Genomic DNA, 17,832 nt, shown 5'->3' with positions numbered 1-17,832 from the left:
AAGCGGGTGAGTATGAACTGGAGCGTTTTATATTTAATTGCACCTAACTACTTAGACTAAGGTTTTCTATTTTTTTCTCTTTTACACCATTTGCACACCTCTTTCGTGAGACTTTCTCCTTCTTCAGCCGCCTCTTTAGCTTTCTGCAAGAATAAATCAACAGGTTGAGTTGGTTCACCAGGTTCAGACTTGACAATTGCATGAATTGCTTCGTTTCTGGTAAGTCGCCATTGATTGACTGCATCAATTAGATCCAAATATGACCCCGACTGAATTGCATCTGGAAACTCTGAACGCCAGTGCTGAATAAGCTGATGCAACGAAGGAAATCGCCCATTCTTTATTTGAGGGAAAGGCTTTGACGCGGTTGGACGAGACAAGAAGCTGACGAGACGATCAGAGATGATGCTTTCTTGAATTGTGATAGCTTCCAAGAAGAAATGACTCTCTTGAGCTAATTTAATACGTGACCATGCCTCACGATATGACTCAAACTTCCTAGCATTTCCAACAATATCCTTCGACGAAACCTGACTTTTTCTCACGCTTTTATACATTCTCCACTTGCTAATTAAGTTAAACGAAAACTCACTGGAGATTGCCTAACAGCAGCTCAACGTGGACTCTATAGTAGACTCTACAGAAGGATTGATGTCTAACAGTATGATTGATTATGCAGCGTACATCTCTCATTACTCAGAGTGGCTGACTTTTCTACTTCACATTGCCTGCAATTTTAGGAAGCGATCGCTCCTCCAAAACTCTTTAGCCAACAATTGCAACCTGCTCATCTTCGAGCAGCATCTCAATCACTTCCTGCAAGTTTGCGTGTAACTCGTCCAAGGTCTCGCCTTGAGAATGCGCTCCAGGGAAGCCAGGAACATAGCCAACGTAGAGGCTTGTGTCTAGATCTCGCTCAACGATTAACGCAAAGCGCAACTCAGAAGGAAACGCGGTAAATGTTTTGCTCATCGACATGCCCTTAAAATCTGGTCAGCCGTCAAGCTCAATGCTGGAAAGGTGGAAGAAACGATAGGGTCGCTGCCTCGAAACTCCCTCGACTGATAAGCTTCATTTTTGAGCGTGAGGACTGTCACCACTGCTCTCTCTGGATCAATCTGCCAAAACTCAGGAATGCCCCTTGCTGCATACTCCTTTGGCTTCTCAACATAGTCGCGGTTGTAATTGTCGCTGCCTGGTGCTCCCGGTGAGACGACTTCTATCACCAAGGGCGGGGTGGGCATGTCGATCGTGACGGACGATCGTTTCGCTCCTTCTAGTGCAATTTGTCCTGTTTCACTCAGTACCATCAAATCGGGATAGCGACTGCTCACACTGCGACTGTTTACAAAAACCTCAGTGCCTCGACGAATGAGATAGTGCGGCACAAATTGCAGCAGTGCGGAGAACAGAAATCCTGCAATCATGACATTGAGATCACTTTCAGGAGGCAACTCGACTAATTCTCCATTGACCAACTCATAGTTACCCTCTGGCAGCTCTGAAGGGTGTAGTGCTGCATATTGCTCAAACGTTTTGAATCGTGGCTTGGCTTGCGTCATGGTGTGTTCGCCTTTAGCACTAATCGCCTTTTTATTTGCTCACCCTCGCGTTAGTCGGTTTCACCCGCTTTTCGGTGGGTAATTTTGGCAGTGGATTCAACAATTCTAGCCAGGAGTTGAAACTACCATTACGCTTTGGGGCGAAATAATGCTGCAATTGATACCTAAATCTTAGGTGACATCGCTCTCCAAAACTCTTCATTCAAATCTCGCTTTTGCAAGCTCAAATTCATTTGTTCTGCTGTTGCTAGTCCTGACAGAAAAGCACTTTCGACCCGGTTCCCGCCACACCAATCGCCTGTACAAATTAACGGTAATTCTGTATTTGCAGTTAAATATTTTTCCGTTAAAGGTTGAGTCGGAAAGGCATACCGCCAGCGATGAACTTGTAAGACTTTGGGAGTCGCCAGCCAAGGCAGAACTTGAGCGGCTTTGTTGAGCAGGTGTTGTCCAATAGGTTGTAAGTCAGTGGTGTCGAGGTGATGGTTTGCAAATGCTGCATTACTTTGGATGACGAACACAGGCTGAGAGGCAGAATTTTGTTTGGTGCTGTCGATCGCAATCCAACCCAGATCAGAATCATGGGGACAGACGATCGCTTTCCAGTCCAGCAAATCCGTTTCGATGTGGGATGGGTAGGTTGCAATCGCCGCAATACAAGCCGAATACTGCACCGATTTCAACGTCTGCAAAAAGTCTGAATCTGGGATGGATTCTAGAATGATCAGCGCTTGAGGAGCCGGAATCGCCACGATCACTGCATCGGCAGTAATGACTGAATTGTTCTCAAATTGCAGGTGCCACTTTTGACCAATAAGTTCAATTTTTGCAACGCGCTGATTTTGGATGAGAGCCAACCCCGTTGCTAGAAATTTAGCGATCGCGCTAAATCCCATTGGTGAAGCATAACGGGGCGATCTCTTCGAGTTACCCGCAAGGGGTCGTTCTCTCGGTTCTTGTACCTGTCCATTGGCATCCAATTCGTGAATCGTGTCTGTCCAGGGTTGGAGAATGGCGCGATCGACCAGCGTTTTGACCAGGGATTGAAAGCGATCGTCTTTTGGCTTGAGATAACAGACTCCATGATCGGCGTGAGTGCCCTCTAATCGACGAGTAGCTAGCCTGCCGCCCAGCCCACGAGACTTCTCAACCACCACGACGTTGTAGCCCGCCTGATGTAGTTGTTGGGAACAGGTCAACCCCGCCATTCCCGCACCGACGATCGCAATCTCAAAATGAGTCATCCCATCACACCGAGAAATGTGTTTTTATATTACGAGAAATTCATCCTTCATCCGTCATCCGTCCTCGCGAAGCGGATTACCCCCAAGGGGGAACAGATCATCGAAGTTCTCCCTTATCCCCTCCCTTTAGTAGAATATGACTGACTGCCCAAACTTTGCACCGGAGGAGTCTGAGAGTGGACGAACTGAGAGCGGCATTGGAGTTAGCAACCGAAGATGAGTTACGAGACTTGACCGAGATTTTGTTTCGTCCCAAGTTTAATCCGCTGGATTATGTCAGCACGCCTGACCCAATCGAGGTGCAAAGTCAAGACCGAGAAGACTGGCTGGATGCGATCGACGAACGATTTCGATTTTTGGCCGCTGATGGCATGACCGTTTTGAGAGGACGCACGGGACAGGTGAGCTATCGTCAAGTGTTGATCCAGGTTTGCCGCTATTTGAAATTGCCTTATGCAGGGTCGATGTCTACAACTGATCTAGAGGCAGAAGTTTTTCTCAGCTTGTTAGACCGCGCCTGGAAACAGCTTCCCAAATCAGAAAAGGCGGCGTTGACGAAACGAGTTCAACAATCTATTTCTCAATCTGATCTGGCAAAAACGCTGCCGCTCCCGGTGCAAAACGATCCGTTAAATCTGTTGCTCAAAGGAGGAGGCGCGATCGCCATCAGTTCTGTGATCCGTCCGATGTTACTTCAACAAGTGGCGAGTCAATTTGCGCTGCATTTTGCTCGACATGAAACTGCGAAAGCGACTCTGACTCAAGGCGGATTGGCCGCAGCAACTCAGTTTCAAAATTACGCCGCGCTTCAAATGTCGAAGTATGGCATGGCGGCCAGTGCTGCGAGATACGGAGCCGTGAGAACGGTGTTTGCCTTTGCAGGATCGGCGCTTTGGGGCTGGTTTTTGGCAGATTTGGGATGGAGAGCGATCGCCACCAACTACGGTCGTGTGATTCCCATCATTTTTACGCTGGCACAGATTCGACTCACCCGTTCTGAATGTTTTGAGGCAATTTGAGCAAATCTCTGAGAGCCTTTCTGCAACTCCAGCGTCACCCCAACCTGAGTCTGCAACGGCACTGGAACATCGTCCAACTCGGACTGATCCTGCTGCCCTTTAGCGCGTTTTTAGGCGGGGTGATGATGCTCGTGCCGTCAGTGGTGATTTGGCAGCAGGAGTACAAAACTCTGATTCGTCAGCCGCTGAATTGGGGGTTTTTGACGCTTGCTCTTTGGTTACTGATCACCGCTTGTTTTGCGTTCAATCGATACAACGCTTTTCTGGGGCTATTCAACTTTCTGCCCTTCTTTTTTGTCTTCACCGCACTCAGTAACCTGATCCAAACGCCTAGTCAGCTTAGACGAATTGCCTGGATTCTGGTGATCCCTTCGCTGCCCGTGTCATTGATTGGTTTCGCCCAACTCTATTTACACTGGGGCGGTCGTCCTTCGCTGCTGTGGGGACTGATCGAATGGACGATCAACCCATCGGGCAATCCTCCCGGACGAATGGCTTCTGTGTTTACTTACGCGACAGTTTTGGCCAGCTATCACGTCATTGTGTTTGTGTTGGGTCTGGGCTTGTGGATTGAGGAAACGCAGCGAAACCCAAAATATTTCTTGAGCGCGATCGTGCTTCTGGATGCCGTCGCCTTAATTTTGACCAACTCTCGAAATGCCTGGGCGATCGCGCTTCTGTCCTGTCTTGCCTTTGCGTTGTATCAAGGTTGGCGACGCATTGTGGCAGGAGTTGGCGCGATCGCCGGAATCATTTTAGGAGCCGCCTTTGCCCCACCTCCGTTTCAGGATGGGTTTCGAGCCGTTGTGCCTGCGTTTTTTTGGGCGAGACTGAATGATCAAATGTTTCGCGATCGTCCGATTCCTCAGATGCGATCGACGCAGTGGAGTTTTGCCTGGTCACTGACCGAACAGCGTCCGATCACAGGATGGGGCCTGCGAAACTTCACTCAGCTTTATGAAGCAAAAACGCAGTATTGGCTGGGGCACCCCCACAATTTGTTTCTGATGATGTCATCCGAAACAGGGCTTCCCGCGGCCTTGATGTTGTATGGATTAGTGGGTTGGGTCGTGGCCCAGGGGGCGATCGTCTTTAGAAATTGGCAGGGAGAAAACCGCCTGATCTTTTTCACCTTCCTCATGGCCTTCGTCGCCTGCACGCTGTTTAGCCTGTTTGACATTACGCTGTTTGACGCTCGAATTAATACAATGGCCTGGGTTCTATTAGCGTCGATTTGCGGAATTATCTATCAAAAAGCAAGCTTACGAAAAAATAGAGACACGATTTGAGTCGCATCTCCGTATGAATCAAAGTCCCCCAGAATAGGGGATTTAGGGGCGAAACAATTGACAACCTTCACAGATCAATCCCTCCAATCAGCAACACCTCAAAAAGCAGGCTTGCAAAAAAATAGAGACACGATTTGAGTCGCATCCCCATTTGTCAAACTTTTAAGTCAAAATTTCAAGTCAGTGGTCTACTTGCCCATCTGAGCAGCCACTTCTGCCGCAAAATCACTCTCTTCTTTTTGAATGCCTTCGCCCAACACAAAGCGGACAAAGCGACGTACCTGAATGTTTTCGCCCAGTTGCGCCACATTTTGCTTGACCAACTCATCAACCGTGATGTTTTGATCGCGAATGTAGGGCTGATCGAGCAGACACATCTCTTTGAGACGCTTGTCGATGCGACCCTGAACGATCTTCTCTTTGAGTTCTTCTTTTTTGCCGCTCAGGTCATCTTTGCCCATCTCGATCGCTTTCTCTTTTTCGACGATCTCAGCGGGAATGTCAGCAACCTTGACGTATTCTACATTGGGGCAAGCCGCCACCTGCATCGCCACGTTTCTCACCAACTGCTGAAACGCCTCATTTCGAGCCACAAAATCCGTTTGGCAGTTGACTTCTACCAGGACACCAATGCGTCCGCCCGTGTGAATGTAGCTGTCAACCAGACCCTCAGCCGCGACCTTGCCTTCTTTTTTGGTCGCAGACGTGATGCCCTTTTGTCGCAGCCACTCCGAAGCTTTTTCTAAATCACCGTCGTTTTCTTTGAGCGCTTTTTTGCAGTCCATCAGACCTGCGCCCGTTTTTTGTCGGAGTTCACCGACCTGTTTTGCCGAAATGTCCGCCATGGCCTTTTCCTAATAGGGTTGATTGAGTTTTGAGTTTTGAGCTAGGAGGTTCGGCGTTGCGCCTACTCATGAATTTTGAGTTACGAGTTATCAAAACCCATAACCCAAAAATCACTACTCAAAACCTATTCTGCGCTTTCTGTCTCTTCGGGAACGAATTCCGCTTCTTCGTCGTATTCGTACTCGTCTTCTGCACCGTCGTAGTCGTATTCGTCCTCTGTTTCTAGCTGACCGTGACGGCCTTCATAGATAGCATCGGCTAACCGACCTACAATTAGCTTAATGGATCGAATCGCGTCATCGTTGGCCGGAATGGGAATATCCACCACGTCGGGATCGCAATTGGTATCGAGTAGAGAGACGATCGGAATACTCAGCTTGGTGCATTCCTGAACGGCGTTATATTCGCGACGCTGATCGACAATCAACACGATATCGGGCACTTTTCGCATCTGTTTGATGCCACCCAGATATTTTTGAAGTTTTTCAAGCTCACGACGCAAAACAGCAGCTTCTTTTTTGGGCAACAGATCCAACCCGCCTGTTTCTTCACGACGCTCAAGGTCTTTGAGGCGATCGACGCGGGTTTTGATCGTCGTCCAGTTGGTCAACATGCCGCCGAGCCAGCGCTGGTTGACGTAGTATGCGCCACAGCGAGAGGCTTCTTGGGCGATGATTCCAGCGGCTTGGCGCTTGGTGCCAATAAACAAGAATTTTTTGCCTTGCTCAGAAGCGTTGCGGACATAGTTGTAGGCTTCATCCATCAACTGGGCGGTTTGCACCAAGTCAATGATGTGTACCCCGTTGCGCGAGGTGTAGATGTACGGGTCCATTTTGGGATTCCATCTTCGGGTTTGGTGCCCAAAGTGAACTCCAGACTCAAGCATTTGAGCCAACGAAACAACTGGCATTTATTTAACTCCTGATTCGGGTTAATCCTCCATTCAGAAGCAGTGAGGCGTGAGGCGTGAGGCGTGAGGAGTCAAAGAATTTGGAATAAATTTTTTGGTTCTCAGTGTCCATTCCTGCGGCCAAACCACCCGAAATTCTGAATGTGCGGGTTGAAAGAACTTATCTAGGATAGCACTTTGGGCACTTATCTGACTTTGGTTCTGTGGAGTTGAAGGGGAAGATTGCGTCTCGATCGCGCGTCTAAAACTCCAACTTTAAAAGAACTGGCTGACCAGACAGCTAAAGCCCGGAAGATTGGGACTACTCAGGCGATCGTTCTGATACAAAGTCGCGACCAGTTTGAGGGCAGCATTTTCACGTCGATACACTTCAACGGTTTGTTCTTGCCAGCTTACAATCCAATACTCATAGACTCCTTGGACTGAGTAGAGTTTCAGCTTGGCTTCTCTGTCGCGTCTTTCATTGGTTGCGCCTGGGGACAATACCTCAATCACAAGCTCTGGTGCGGCGATGAGATGTCCGGCTGCGTCTAGCAATCGTTCTAGGCGATCGTGGCTGGCCCAAACCACATCAGGAATTACATTATCTGTCTCTGAAAAAATGATACCAGGGTTAACTGCGGCTCTCCCTAATCCACTTTCGTCCGACCAGAGTTTCAATAAGGTTCCAGCATTGATACAAACCTCTTGGTGTTTCCAGTTGGGCGCTCTCGTCACAAATAGTTCTCCATCAATAATTTCGTAGCGATTGACACGATCGCCTTCAAAGATCGTCAGATCAGAAGTCGTCCAGCGGATGGAATGGCTAGTTGTGGACTGCATAGAACGCCTGCCTCTCGTCACCTTGATTATAAGTCAAAGATTGTAGGCCAAAGTTTGTAGGCCAAAGTTTGATCGCAACGATCGGATAGAAAACCCCGGCTCAAACCTCTTATCTTGAAGTCAAGCAATTAGAAAAACAACCCTCGTAACCCGTTGAGAGGTAGAAGCTGTGAATCAACTGATGCAATCACTTTCTGAAGAAGCACTCTGGCGAGCGGTTCTCGATCGCGATCCCAAGTTTGACAATCGGCTTTTTTATGGGGTTCGGTCTACCAAAATTTATTGTCGTCCCACCTGTCCGAGTCGCCGCCCTGATCGCCGTCAAGTTTGCTTTTTTGAGTCGCCCCAAGCTGCTGAGGCGAGTGGCTTTCGTCCTTGTAAGCGTTGTCATCCTCAACAAGCGATCGCTCCAATTCAAGAAAAGATCTTGTCAGCCTGCCGTTATATTGAAGCGCAGCACGATCGCATTCCCACGCTCACAGAATTGGGCACTCAGGTTGAGATGAGTCCGACGCATTTTCAGCGAGTGTTTAAGCAAATGATTGGAGTGAGTCCGTTTGAATATGGCGACGCTCGCCGAGTTGAACGCTTGAAGCAACAATTACATCAAGGCGAAGAGATTGCGATCGCGCTCTACAGTGCAGGGTACGGTTCTAGCAGCAGACTTTATGAGAAAGGATCACAACTTGGCATGACACCCGCAACTTACAAAAAACACGGTTTTGGTGAAGCCATTCGTTACGCCACGGCCGACACTCCTCTGGGAATTTTGCTGATTGCAATGACCGATCGCGGTTTGTGCAGTGTCCAACTTGGAGAAACTATAGAAGATTTGGAGAATGAACTACAAGCGCAATTTCAAAAAGCTTCTTTGTATAAAGCGAGTGATGATCTGCAAGCGTGGATTCAAACGTTCGTCAGTTATTTGAGTGGTTCTTTGCCCTTACCAGAATTGCCCTGTGATGTGAGAGCAACGGCTTTTCAAATACGGGTGTGGCAAGCTTTGAGGCAGATTCCGATCGGAACCACCATCACCTACAGCGATTTAGCGATAGCGATCGGGCAACCCACTTCGATTCGAGCGGTGGCCAGTGCTTGTGCAAGAAATCCGATCGCGCTTCTTGTGCCTTGTCATCGGGTCGTGCCCAAAACGGGCGGCTTGGGTGGTTATCGCTGGGGCGTTTCTCGTAAACAGGCATTACTTGATTTGGAGAAACAATATATGACTAATTCTCAATAGCTGCTACTAAGAGATTAGACCTCCTGCGCGAATCCGGAAACGCCCCCTAAATCCCCCACAAGTGAGGGACTTTGAGCCAAGACTTGCGGTTTCAAAGTCCCCCAGAATGGGGGATTTAGGGGGCACAAGCCGACCCAAACGGAGCAAGACCTAAGCGGCAGGTGACATCGAAAATTCTATTCATGCAGGAGGTCTATTAACGACGTGTTTGTTTAAGCACCCAATAAGCTGAGGTTAGTGTCATCAGAATTTGACCTATTTGCATAATGGGATCGAATCGCCAGCCATAAAGAACGAAAATAACACTACTGATGAGAAGAAAGACTGCAAGAACGATCGCTGCAACTCGCACAGGACGGCTAGACTGAGCAAAGAGTAACAATTTCAGCCCCAAATAAACTAACGCCAGTCCACTCAACGATGCAAAATTCAATTGAAAATTTACCATAATTTATGAACGATGATCTTGAACAATCCAATAGACATTTGAACTGACTAGAAGCAATTCACCAAACTGCATAATTGGATCAAATTGCCAACCATAGAAAACAAGAACCAAACCAGCTAGAACATAGAATGGAGCAAGAACAAGATCTTGAAGTAATGTTTCAACCCTGGAACTTCCATGAGCCATCAGCTCTGATAGTGGCAAAAATAGCCCTAAAAGCACCAAAACCAACCCCAGAAGACCTACAATACTAAACTGATAATTGACCATTTTGATTTTGGAACCTAGCTTTTCTGGTTCTGCTGAAGTATGTCGATTTTATGGTGGCGATCGTCTCAATTCAAGCCAAGCACAAAGTTCTGGAGTCGGTTGCACGATATGACCTTCGTACAAGAAAGCCAGTGTATTCAGTCTTGTTTTGATTCTTCTAAGCTGTCGAATTTCATTTAGGTGATTGAGAAGATAGCCCCGCTCATTCTGATGCTCTGACCAACTTTCTGCTTGCTTTCTGACTTCTAAATAAGACAAATTATTGAGTGCCCAATTCACAACAGTCTGAATGTCTAAAATTGGATGTCCCACAACCGAACCCAACTGCCTAATCATTCCGAGCCTCAACACCATTGCTGAATTGAGAAAAGATTCGTTGTCAGGAACACCTGTTGTTTGAGCCAGCTTTTCGTAGACTGAAACTGCAACTTCTGCCCACTTTAAAGCCGTCATGCGATCGCCCTCTACCCCAGAGTGAGCTACTGAGGTCGCCACTTCAGCCAAACCATGCCCTTTTGCCGGACTTTTTCACATCCTAGCTTCCGAGCAACTTTGGCTAATTCGCTGGCTTTAGCTGGCATCTGCGACAACCAATTCAACGTCTTTGGGGAGCGATCTCTTCGAGTTACCCGCAAGGGGTCGTCCAGTTTCTTCGTACTCTTCCCCAATTATGTCAAATACGTTGTGTAATTCGGTACGGGCTGCGTCTGGCGTTTCTCCCCAAGCATGGCAACCCGGAATCGCAGGTACATAAGCGATAAAAGTGCCGTTATCATCTGGACGAATCACAATTGTATAGTCTTGCAGAGCATTTCATTGTGAACAGTTTAAGGTAAATTGCTTCTGTTTTGACCGTAACATGAAGTTCTACCGTTGTTGAGCTTCTGCATAAGCTGCGTAAACGCCTTTGACGTTGTACCAGTTGAGAAAAATTCGGGCGACTTCGAGAGCGAGTTGGGGTTTGCCTTGATCAATTAGCCAGCGCAGCAGAGGAGCCATTGTGCGCTCATTGAGCAAACCGCCGATCGTCAATCCTCCCCACAACAAACGATGAATCCACGTCATTTGAATCATCATTCGTACATTCCAGGTGGGATGCTTTTGGTAAAACAAAACGCCCATGCGGCCGCGTTGAATTTCGATATCAATCAGTTTGGGAATCTGTTCCAAAGAAAAAGCGGGATGCCAATGATAACCAACCGCATCGGGACATTTGATCAGCTTCAAGCCCAACTTTTTGAGCCGAACGCCTAACTCCAAATCTTCCCAGCCGTAAAGCTGAAAGCCTGTGTCAAATAAGCCTGCTTCAATTAGCCAGTGACGCGCGATCGCCACATTCCCCGTCGCAAAATAGGCCGCCGAAAAGTCCGTCACCTTAAACGGCTCAGAGGTCGGATCGGCAAAATTAGCCGTATTGATCACTCGTCCGTAAGTGAAAAGGCGAGCAGGTTCACCTGTGCCAGAGGCATTGCCCAATTCTTTCTGACCATCGCTTAACGCTGCTGCATGGGATTTGAGAAAAACGTCCGTGACGACTAAATCGCTGTCGATAAAAATAATCGTGTCGCCGATCGCCTTCTCCACTCCCAAATTTCTCGCCGCCGATGCGCCTTTGTGATCCTGGCAAAACAGCTTGACGTGAGGAAACGCTTCAGAAGTCAGCCAATCGACCGTGCCATCCGTCGAGCCATCATCCACGACGACCACTTCATACCCAGAGAACTGAGCACTGGACTGCTGACGTTCGAGCGCCCTCAAACACTTCTCTAAAATTGGCTTGCGATTATAAGTCGGAATCACAACGCTGAAAAACACAGGCTCTTCCTCAAAATGACAGCTTCACACCCCGATTCATGTCATTCAATTTTGACAGTTCTCAAGGCTGATTGAAGACGGGACGCTGAAACAGAGACTTTTGATCCGAGTTGTCTGCTTGAGTCTGGTACTATCTACGCAATAAACGGCTACATCCGGCGATCGTCAGATTTCTGTGCATCTCCGGACATTCCGAAAGAAAGATAAGCTGCATAATTGTAAACTTGTTGTTCTACACAATTTGGGTAAATTCATGGGTCGCGCCAAAAAGGTTGTGCTGGCATATTCAGGTGGGGTTGATACGTCGGTTTGTATTCCTTACCTTAAGCAAGAGTGGGGAGTTGAAGAGGTCATCACGTTAGCGGCAGATTTGGGTCAGGGAGATGAGCTAGAGCCAATTCGCGAGAAGGCATTGAAGTCTGGAGCGAGTCAGTCTCTGATCGCAGACGCGACCCAAAGTTTTGTCAAAGATTATGCGTTTCCGTCAATCCAAGCGAATGCACTGTACGAAAATCGCTATCCCCTTTCGACCGCTCTGGCGCGGCCCTTAATCGCCAAACTATTAGTAGACGCTGCCGCCGAACATGGAGCCGATGCGGTCGCCCACGGATGCACCGGAAAGGGCAACGATCAAGTGAGATTCGATGTCTCGATCGCCGCCCTCAATCCCGATCTCAAAGTGCTGGCCCCCGCTAGAGAATGGGGCATGAGCCGCGAAGAAACGATCGCTTACGGAGAACGCTACGGCATCGAATCTCCGGTTAAGAAAAAATCGCCCTACAGCATCGATCGCAACCTACTTGGACGCAGTATCGAAGCCGGCCCGCTCGAAGACCCCTACCACGAGCCGCTTGAAGAAATCTACTTGATGACCAAAGCGATCGCCGACACGCCCAACGAGCCTGAATATATAGAAATTGGCTTTGAACGGGGACTTCCGGTGAGTTTGAATGGTTTGGCACTGAGTCCGATCGAGTTGATTACGCAACTAAATACGATCGCTGGCAACCACGGAGTCGGCCGCATCGACATGATCGAAAACCGTCTCGTCGGCATCAAATCTCGCGAAATCTACGAAGCCCCTGCGTTGTTGGTTCTAATCCAGGCGCACCGCGATTTGGAGAGCTTAACCCTGACCGCAGATGTCACCCACTACAAGCGAGGCATCGAGGAAACCTACTCGCAAATGATCTACAACGGTCTCTGGTACAGTCCGCTGAAGGGTGCGTTAGATGCCTTTGTACAGCAGACTCAAGAGCGAGTCACCGGATCGGTCAGAGTGAAGTTTTTGAAAGGGAACGCGGCGATCGTCGGTCGGCAGTCCACCTACTCTCTCTACACACCCGATCTGGCAACCTATGGCGCAGACGACAAATTTGACCACAAAGCCGCCGAAGGCTTCATCTACGTTTGGGGCTTGCCCACCCGCGTCTGGTCACAAAATCTGCGGAAATAAAAGCCATTAGGAATTGAATGAGAAGGGACGATCGTGACGATCGTCTTTTTTTTCCTCCCTCCTCCTTCCTCCCTCCTCCCTCCTCCCTCCTCCTTCTCTCTCCTTTTTTCTCTCCAAAAACTTCCCCCCTTCCCACTTTTTCCTCGCACCTTGGGCAACCTTAAATCACGACCCTTCCTAAAAGTCGTCACTAGTAACGCAAGCAAGGTAAACGACAGGCATGACGAGACTCACTCCTCGGCATCTAGACGCAGAAAACAAAGAGCCAATCCCAGACACCTACCCCGTAGCCACCAGTCTGCAAACGCTCAAAGAATCGGATTGGCTGCTGAGGACGGTCGTAGAAAATCTGAATGATGGCGTGGTGATCACCGATTTACAAGACTGCGTTTTGCACGTCAACTCGCGCATGGCCAAACTCGTCGGCTGCACCATCGCAGAAATGATCGGCAAACCGTCTGGGCAATTTTTCTCAGCGATCGAAGGTTGGCTCCAATTTCACGCCGGGCAAGCCACTCAAGGACGACAGCGCTTTTATGGCTGGAAGGAAGGACAACTTCAGCGCAAAGACGGTCGAAAATTTTGGGCAGAAGTCAACGCTACTCTATTGTGCAACAATTCTGGAGAACCCACCGGAACGCTAATCACCGTCAAAGATATCACCGAACGCAAATGGCTCGAAGAATATCTGCGATTGCTAGAATCAGTCGTCGTGAATGCCAATGAGATAGTTATGATCTCACAGGCAGAACCAACCGAAGACCCTCTCAGTTTGCGAATCGTCTACATTAATGATGCGTTTCTACGAGTGACAGGCTACAACTCATCAGAAGTGATTGGCAAGTCGGCTCATCTTTTGCTGGGAATAGACACCGCTGAGAGTGAGGTTGATCGCATTCGGGCTGCCCTACTCAAATACGAGGCCGTCAAAGCCGAATTGATTCTCCATCGCAAAGATGAGACTCCGTTTTGGGTCGATCTCAATACTGTGCCGATTCGAGACGAACAAGGTAAAGTGACTCACTTTGTCTCCGTCATGCGCGAAGTCACCGAACGCAAACAAGTCGAAGAACAACTGCGCCGCAATGCGTTTCATGATTCGTTAACGGGGTTGCCCAATCGTCTGCTGTTTATGGAGCGGCTGTCTCACACGGTCGATCGCCTCAAACAAAACCCCGATCTCCAGTTTGCCGTCTTGTTTTTGGATCTCGATCGCTTCAAAGTGATCAACGATAGTTTGGGTCACATGATTGGCGATCAGTTGTTGGTCGCGATCGCTCGTCGCCTCGAAGCCTGTGTGAGTCAGCAAGATACCGTTTCTCGTCTGGGCGGTGACGAATTCACCATTTTGCTCGAAAGCATTCGAGATGTCGAAGATGCTACCAAAATTGCTGAACAGGTACATCAGGCGCTCTCGACTCCCTTTGATCTCAATGGGCATGAGGTATTTACGTCGGCCAGTATTGGCATCACCATGAGTACGACTGCTTTTGAGCGTCCTGAAGATTTGCTGAGGGGGGCAGATATTGCGATGTATCGAGCCAAGGCCTCTGGTAAAGCCTGTCACGAAATTTTTGACACAGACATGCACACGCGAGTCGTCAATCTGCTGCAACTAGAAAACGATTTGCGGCGGGCCGTCGAGCGTCAAGAATTTTTGCTGCATTATCAGCCGATCGTCGCCCTGGCCACCGGAAGAATCGTCGGCTTTGAGGCTTTAGTTCGCTGGCAGCATCCCGATCAGGGCATGGTTTCACCAATCAAGTTTGTACCGATCGCCGAAGAGACGGGGTTGATTATTCCACTGGGGCAGTGGGTTTTAAAAGAAGCCTGTCAGCAAATGAAACGCTGGCAAACTCGCTTTCCTCAAGATCCGCCTCTGAGCATCAGCGTCAATCTGTCGAGTCGCCAATTTTCTCAGCCCAGTCTGATTAGTCAAATTCGCCAACTGCTTGCGGATACTGGATTGGATGCTCACAGTCTCAAGCTAGAAATCACCGAAAGCGCCATCATGGAAAACACCGAATCGGCGATGGATATGCTGCTACAACTCAAGGCGATGGGCATTCAGCTTTCGGTCGATGACTTTGGGACGGGCTATTCATCGCTGGGCTATCTGTATCGGTTTCCAATGGATTTGCTCAAGGTCGATCGCTCGTTTATTAGCCGTGTCGATGTCGATGGCGAAAAGCTAGAACTGGTTCGCACGATCATCACTCTGGCCTGGAATCTGGGCATGGATGTGGTGGCCGAAGGTGTAGAAACGACCAAACAACTCGCTCAACTCAAGGCGCTCAAGTGCGAATATGCTCAAGGTTATTTGTTTTCTAAACCTCTGAGCCGCAAAGACGCTGAGAAACTGATGAATATTGACCACCCGTTTAAGCATTTGGCTCAAGTGTTGCCGCCTAACGGACGAGCGATCGAACCCGCAGATTTTTGAGGCGATCGCTCCCCAACTTCGCCAGCCCAACGCTCGAAAAACGAAGAACTGTGCGATCGCGGACGGATTCAAATCCTATGCGACCTGCCACCTCCCACTCTCAACGAAGTATCTCTGCCAAAGCCAACACCGATAAGTCTGCGCGATCGTGATCAATCACCTTGACTTTCGATTCACCAACCCGTTCTCACAAGCGTTGATATTCGGATGAACGACAACTCTGAAAGGCCGTGTTGATTGACCTTCGGGCTGGCGGCATAACGGCGAAAGTGAGCGGCGGCAAGAGAACTGGAACGAAGCGCAAAGACTCTCTACCGTCCGCTCCACTGCCTTGTTAGACCGCGCCTCACCGATCACTTCTCAATGGGATCACAACGCCTCAATCTTAACAGTACCGCCCTCAATGGTATCTACCTGTAATCGATAACCGTAGAGTAACGACATTCCGAGTAGTGGTTCTGTTTCTGCTTCTGCCACATAAATCTCTCGATACTGCCCAGCCCAAATCACGGTTGCTGTGTACAAATCGAACAGAGTTTCGCTGCCATCGCCCAAGGTCACGATATCGGAAGCGCTCCAAGGTAAATCGAGAGTAGCGATGATTGAAGCGGGTAGAGACAGAAACCCAGTAAACCCTGTATCAATCACCGTATCAACTAATTGCTGCTGTCGATTTGCATTGCCCACGACAACAGGAAGCGTTGCCTCACGACGCAAATTTACAACTCCGTACATCATGGATTTTTCTTCAGACTCCGCGACCCAAAATGATCAACGGCACGATGCCCGATCCGAATGACCCAAGGTTGAGCATCGGGATTGCGCTCAAAGAGTCGGTTAGTTGCAGGCACAATATCCTCATCGATCTCAAAATCCCCGGTTTCGATGTCGATCGCGACAATTTTACCCTCATTTCCGGCTTCGACTTGCTGCCGAATGCCAGTCTCATAGAGTTCTTGCCCACGTCGGGCTAATTCTTCTTTGCTGTAACGTCGTTGGCGGACTGCCATAGGAGCGCCCTCAGTTGTAACTTTGCTTTTCCATTTTACCCTGAGCGATCAAGGTAGCGATCTCTTCCAGCTTAATTAGAAACCTTTTTAAGTTTCACCAGTAGAGTAAGACCTGTAGAGTCTCGTTCAACGCTCAAGTCTATCTTTTCCGAATTGCATGAGTTATGAACTAAACGTTCAATGTCAGCTTCACCTCGTTCATTGATGTGCCAGTTAGCTAAATATTCTATCCATACTCTATCTGGATTGCCATTTGCAATATTTGTGAAACATACAGATCCACCCACATGTAGTAAATCGATGAGTTTTGGAACCAACCACTCAATTTGACGATCGGTAAGGTAGTCAAAAAGACCACCTGCAAGAATTTGGTGAAAAGGCTTGTACGTCTGAAAACTGCGGATTGATTTGAACACATCGCCTGGAATGAGTTTGATTTTAGGGAGCAAACTCTCTAAATGGCAAAGTGAATACTGTAATGCGTCTGAATCTGCGTCGTTGAGGAAGAAGAGCGCATCTGTTTTCTCAAGTAGTTTATGAATTCCTCGGATGTCTCTAGAACTACCGCAAGCTATAGAGAGAATATGAGCTTTTTGCTCTGAGAACACAACTTCTTGAATACATTCTGATTGCCATTGAATTTTATTACGGTGCTGTTGAGCCGCTATAGTGTTAAGTGCTTGATACTCCAAATAAAAGCCTGCCGTCTTTGGACAGGCACTAATGGCATTTTCACAAATGTACTCAATCGTCTCAAAATCTCCTGGATATCCTCTTGGCCAAGTCTGAAGACGACTTATGAATGGTGATTGAGCATGTAATTCTCGTGCTGGTTTGAGAACATCAAGAATGTCAGATCGAGAAAATCCAGCATTCTCTGCCTCTCTAACAATCCCGCAAAGCGTGTGAACTGAGGAAGCTATTTGATGGTGCGCGAGTAACCGATCACCTGGAAGATTAGAAGTTGTGTTCAAAAAATTGATAACGCAGGATTGAAGTTTTTCAAGCATTAGTATATTTCGGCTCAACCATAAAGGAAAACGGACGCAGCTAAACTCATCCTAATTCCCGTACACTTGCTCCGTCAGCCGAAGAAAGTCAGGAAAAGGTCAGAGAAAAGCCAGATGATACACTCTTTAGAAAAACTTGAAGCACCATCTTACAGATGATCTAGCGGTCTAACGTGAAGCTCAACGGCTGTCAATTGACCCGAAACGGTAGACGAGAAATCTATCAACAGTCCGTTGCAGCGACGTGTTAGCCGGCTAAATCGCCATGAACCAGTAGCCTTGTCGCGCCGCCACACCCGACGATCGCACCGGAGCCAAGAGAACGCGAGACTCAAACCGGAGCCGATGGAACGTGGAACTCTGGAACACACGCGATCGACGCAAGCCACAAAGCCCTCAGCGCACCCCCGCGAGGAGCGGGCTAACGTTCGCGCTCACCGGACGTAGA

Annotated in this window: 22 protein-coding genes; 5 read left to right on the top strand and 17 right to left on the bottom strand. The window is 48.5% G+C overall.

Going from position 1 to position 17,832, the window contains the following annotated elements:
- Positions 1–56: 56 nt before the first annotated feature.
- The 4 genes from ACKFKH_RS26170 to ACKFKH_RS26155 all read right to left on the bottom strand — a co-directional run bounded on the left by ACKFKH_RS26170 (position 57) and on the right by ACKFKH_RS26155 (position 2,806).
- Positions 57–557, bottom strand: a complete 501-nt coding sequence (locus ACKFKH_RS26170) for a hypothetical protein (protein WP_446861281.1) — start codon at positions 555–557, stop codon at positions 57–59.
- A 208-nt stretch (positions 558–765) separates the two neighbouring features.
- Positions 766–972, bottom strand: coding sequence for a type II toxin-antitoxin system HicB family antitoxin (locus ACKFKH_RS26165; protein WP_446861280.1), 207 nt, complete (start codon positions 970–972; stop codon positions 766–768).
- A complete protein-coding gene (locus tag ACKFKH_RS26160) occupies positions 969–1,562 on the bottom strand; it encodes a Uma2 family endonuclease (protein ID WP_446861279.1) in 594 nt (197 codons plus the stop codon). Before ACKFKH_RS26160 ends, ACKFKH_RS26165 begins: the two co-directional genes overlap by 4 nt.
- A gap of 164 nt (positions 1,563–1,726) precedes the next feature.
- Positions 1,727–2,806 (bottom strand): NAD(P)/FAD-dependent oxidoreductase, encoded by a 1,080-nt coding sequence (locus ACKFKH_RS26155; protein WP_446861278.1) that lies wholly within the window; start codon positions 2,804–2,806, stop codon positions 1,727–1,729.
- A gap of 176 nt (positions 2,807–2,982) precedes the next feature.
- On the opposite strand from ACKFKH_RS26155, the gene ACKFKH_RS26150 reads away from it, so the two are divergent.
- A complete protein-coding gene (locus tag ACKFKH_RS26150; protein ID WP_446861277.1) occupies positions 2,983–3,825 on the top strand; it encodes a YaaW family protein in 843 nt (280 codons plus the stop codon).
- Positions 3,822–5,114 (top strand): O-antigen ligase family protein, encoded by a 1,293-nt coding sequence (locus ACKFKH_RS26145; RefSeq protein WP_446861276.1) that lies wholly within the window; start codon positions 3,822–3,824, stop codon positions 5,112–5,114. The genes ACKFKH_RS26150 and ACKFKH_RS26145 overlap by 4 nt, the downstream gene beginning before the upstream one ends.
- A gap of 188 nt (positions 5,115–5,302) precedes the next feature.
- Here ACKFKH_RS26145 and tsf read toward each other — a convergent pair whose 3' ends face one another.
- The 3 genes from tsf to ACKFKH_RS26130 form a co-directional block, all read right to left on the bottom strand.
- Complete coding sequence (tsf, locus tag ACKFKH_RS26140) at positions 5,303–5,959, bottom strand: translation elongation factor Ts (protein ID WP_446861275.1); 657 nt, start codon at positions 5,957–5,959, stop codon at positions 5,303–5,305.
- Positions 5,960–6,084: 125 nt separating this feature from the next.
- Complete coding sequence (gene rpsB, locus ACKFKH_RS26135; protein WP_446861274.1) at positions 6,085–6,870, bottom strand: 30S ribosomal protein S2; 786 nt, start codon at positions 6,868–6,870, stop codon at positions 6,085–6,087.
- Between the two features lie 255 nt (positions 6,871–7,125).
- Positions 7,126–7,692: a Uma2 family endonuclease gene (locus tag ACKFKH_RS26130; RefSeq protein ID WP_446861273.1), complete on the bottom strand. Its 567-nt coding sequence runs from the start codon at positions 7,690–7,692 to the stop codon at positions 7,126–7,128.
- Between the two features lie 169 nt (positions 7,693–7,861).
- Here ACKFKH_RS26130 and ada point away from each other — a divergent pair, with 169 nt between their 5' ends.
- Positions 7,862–8,932: a bifunctional DNA-binding transcriptional regulator/O6-methylguanine-DNA methyltransferase Ada gene (gene ada / locus ACKFKH_RS26125; RefSeq protein ID WP_446861272.1), complete on the top strand. Its 1,071-nt coding sequence runs from the start codon at positions 7,862–7,864 to the stop codon at positions 8,930–8,932.
- A gap of 196 nt (positions 8,933–9,128) precedes the next feature.
- Here ada and ACKFKH_RS26120 read toward each other — a convergent pair whose 3' ends face one another.
- The 5 genes from ACKFKH_RS26120 to ACKFKH_RS26100 form a co-directional block, all read right to left on the bottom strand.
- Positions 9,129–9,380 (bottom strand): Ycf66 family protein, encoded by a 252-nt coding sequence (locus ACKFKH_RS26120; RefSeq protein ID WP_446861271.1) that lies wholly within the window; start codon positions 9,378–9,380, stop codon positions 9,129–9,131.
- Positions 9,381–9,383: 3 nt separating this feature from the next.
- Positions 9,384–9,650 (bottom strand): Ycf66 family protein, encoded by a 267-nt coding sequence (locus ACKFKH_RS26115; RefSeq protein ID WP_446861270.1) that lies wholly within the window; start codon positions 9,648–9,650, stop codon positions 9,384–9,386.
- Positions 9,651–9,698: 48 nt separating this feature from the next.
- Positions 9,699–10,145 carry a hypothetical protein gene (locus ACKFKH_RS26110; RefSeq protein WP_446861269.1) on the bottom strand — a complete coding sequence of 149 codons (447 nt, stop codon included), beginning with the start codon at positions 10,143–10,145 and terminating at the stop codon, positions 9,699–9,701.
- Between the two features lie 75 nt (positions 10,146–10,220).
- Positions 10,221–10,439, bottom strand: coding sequence for a type II toxin-antitoxin system HicB family antitoxin (locus ACKFKH_RS26105; protein ID WP_446861268.1), 219 nt, complete (start codon positions 10,437–10,439; stop codon positions 10,221–10,223).
- Between the two features lie 78 nt (positions 10,440–10,517).
- Entirely contained in the window at positions 10,518–11,465 is a 948-nt protein-coding gene (locus ACKFKH_RS26100) for a glycosyltransferase family 2 protein (RefSeq protein ID WP_446861267.1), read from the bottom strand.
- Between the two features lie 253 nt (positions 11,466–11,718).
- On the opposite strand from ACKFKH_RS26100, the gene ACKFKH_RS26095 reads away from it, so the two are divergent.
- Together ACKFKH_RS26095 and ACKFKH_RS26090 are read left to right on the top strand one after the other, a co-directional pair.
- Positions 11,719–12,921: an argininosuccinate synthase gene (locus ACKFKH_RS26095; RefSeq protein ID WP_446861266.1), complete on the top strand. Its 1,203-nt coding sequence runs from the start codon at positions 11,719–11,721 to the stop codon at positions 12,919–12,921.
- Between the two features lie 220 nt (positions 12,922–13,141).
- Positions 13,142–15,364: an EAL domain-containing protein gene (locus tag ACKFKH_RS26090; RefSeq protein ID WP_446861265.1), complete on the top strand. Its 2,223-nt coding sequence runs from the start codon at positions 13,142–13,144 to the stop codon at positions 15,362–15,364.
- Here the strand turns inward: ACKFKH_RS26090 and ACKFKH_RS26085 are convergent.
- The 5 genes from ACKFKH_RS26085 to ACKFKH_RS26065 all read right to left on the bottom strand — a co-directional run bounded on the left by ACKFKH_RS26085 (position 15,330) and on the right by ACKFKH_RS26065 (position 17,768).
- Positions 15,330–15,455 (bottom strand): hypothetical protein, encoded by a 126-nt coding sequence (locus tag ACKFKH_RS26085; protein WP_446861264.1) that lies wholly within the window; start codon positions 15,453–15,455, stop codon positions 15,330–15,332. The genes ACKFKH_RS26090 and ACKFKH_RS26085 overlap by 35 nt on opposite strands.
- 278 nt (positions 15,456–15,733) lie before the next feature.
- Entirely contained in the window at positions 15,734–16,102 is a 369-nt protein-coding gene (locus ACKFKH_RS26080) for a clan AA aspartic protease (RefSeq protein ID WP_446861263.1), read from the bottom strand.
- Complete coding sequence (locus ACKFKH_RS26075) at positions 16,099–16,374, bottom strand: hypothetical protein (RefSeq protein ID WP_446861262.1); 276 nt, start codon at positions 16,372–16,374, stop codon at positions 16,099–16,101. Before ACKFKH_RS26075 ends, ACKFKH_RS26080 begins: the two co-directional genes overlap by 4 nt.
- A gap of 71 nt (positions 16,375–16,445) precedes the next feature.
- Positions 16,446–17,384: a hypothetical protein gene (locus tag ACKFKH_RS26070; protein WP_446861261.1), complete on the bottom strand. Its 939-nt coding sequence runs from the start codon at positions 17,382–17,384 to the stop codon at positions 16,446–16,448.
- Between the two features lie 255 nt (positions 17,385–17,639).
- A complete protein-coding gene (locus ACKFKH_RS26065) occupies positions 17,640–17,768 on the bottom strand; it encodes a hypothetical protein (protein WP_446861260.1) in 129 nt (42 codons plus the stop codon).
- Positions 17,769–17,832: the final 64 nt, after the last annotated feature.

The organism is Phormidesmis sp. 146-20, from assembly GCF_052939475.1.
The sequence above is the reverse complement of the archived record's forward strand: the minus strand, read 5'-3'. Positions and strand labels throughout refer to the sequence as shown.